This is a genomic window from Streptomyces sp. RP5T, from assembly GCF_003933965.1.
In the GTDB taxonomy this organism is placed as follows: Bacteria; Actinomycetota; Actinomycetes; order Streptomycetales; family Streptomycetaceae; genus Streptomyces.
This window is the reverse complement of the sequence record NZ_RSAJ01001051.1, coordinates 1-1,514: the sequence shown is the minus strand read 5'-3', so window position 1 is coordinate 1,514 and position 1,514 is coordinate 1. Positions and strand designations below refer to the sequence as shown.

The window sequence follows — 1,514 nt, the reverse complement described above, 5'->3', positions numbered from 1 at the left end:
GTCCCAATCCGCCCCGCCCGCCGAGCCCAGCTTCTGCATCCCGAAGAGCTCGCCGTCGTCCGGTGTGCTGATTTCCTACGCCCTCTGCGGAGTCCACCATGTCGAAATTCCTCTCAGCCGCCTCCTCTGCCCCCCTGAACCGCCGCGGCTTCCTCGCCGCGACCGGAGCCCTGACGCTCGCGAGCACCCTCTCCGCCTGCGGTGGCGGCAGCAGCGGCGGCTCCTCCGCCAAGGCGGTCAGCCAGGCCGACATGGACAAGGCGATGAAGACGCCCACCGAGCTGGTCTTCTGGACCTGGGTCCCGAACATCGACAAGGAGGTCGCGCTCTTCCAGCAGAAGTACCCGGCCATCAAGGTCAAGGTCGTCAACGCCGGACAGGGCGTCACCCACTACACCAAGCTGCGCACCGCGCTCAAAGCCGGCAGCGGCGCCCCCGACGCCGTGCAGATCGAGTACCAGGCGATCCCGACGTTCACCATCACCGACAGCCTGCTGGACCTGCGCCCGTACGGTGCCGCCAAGCTCAAGGACACCTTCGTCGACTGGACGTGGGGCCAGGTCGGCGGAGCCGACGGCGAGGTCTTCGCGATCCCCCAGGACACCGGTCCGATGGGCATGCTCTACCGCAAGGACATCTTCGACAAGCACAAGATCGAAGTCCCCACCACCTGGGACGAGTTCGCGGCCGCCGCCCGCAAACTGCACAAGGCCGACCCGAACGTCTACCTCACCAACCTCGCCGCGAACGAGGCGGCCGCCTGGCACGGCCTGCTCTGGCAGGCGGGGGCCAAGCCCTACGCCCTCTCCGGCAAGAGCGACATCACCATCAGCGTCGACGACACCGTCTCCCGCAAGCTCGGCGACTACTGGGGCGGCCTCGCCAAGGAGGGCGTCATAGGCACCGAGCCCGACTTCGCCGACTCCTGGTACGCCGCACTCAACAAGGGCAAGTACGCCACCTGGATCACCGCGGCCTGGGGCCCGTCGTTCCTCTCCGGCTCGGCCAAGTCCACCGCCGGTCACTGGCGCGCGGCCCCGCTGCCGCAGTGGGACGCGTCCAAGCCGAGCGCGGGCAACTGGGGCGGTTCGACCACCGCGGTCATCAAGAGCACCAAGAACGCGATCGCCGCCGCGATGTTCGCCCAGTTCCTCAACAGCGACCCGGCCAGCGCGAAGATGTTCGCCACCGAGCAGTTCTTCTTCCCGGCCACCAAGGCCCTGCTCGGCGACGCGAGTTTCACGGGCGACGCGCCCTCCTTCTACGGCGGCCAGAAGGTCAACCAGGTCTTTGCCGACATCAGTTCCACGGTCTCGCCCACCTTCCAGTGGCCGCCGTTCCTCGACCAGGCGGCCACGGACTGGACCGAGACCGTGGGCAAGTCCCTCGCCGACAGGACCGACACCGTCCGCGCGCTGGGCGCCTGGCAGACGCGGCTCACCGGTTACGCCAAGAAGCAGGGCTTCACGGTCACGTCCTGACGGCTCGTCGGGTCCCGTCGGCCGGCCCGGGAC

The 1,514-nt window shown here is 68.6% G+C and carries 1 protein-coding gene; it reads left to right on the top strand.

What is annotated here, in order from left to right:
• Positions 1-98 precede the first annotated feature (98 nt).
• On the top strand, positions 99-1,481 hold the full coding sequence (locus tag EHS43_RS44375) for an ABC transporter substrate-binding protein (protein ID WP_125196037.1): 1,383 nt from the start codon (positions 99-101) through the stop codon (positions 1,479-1,481).
• Positions 1,482-1,514: the final 33 nt, after the last annotated feature.

Bases quoted from the DNA above. Each gene is read 5' to 3' on its own strand.
- EHS43_RS44375 (WP_125196037.1), top strand. From the start codon at position 99: ATGTCGAAATTCCTCTCAGCCGCCTCCTCTGCCCCCCTGAACCGCCGC.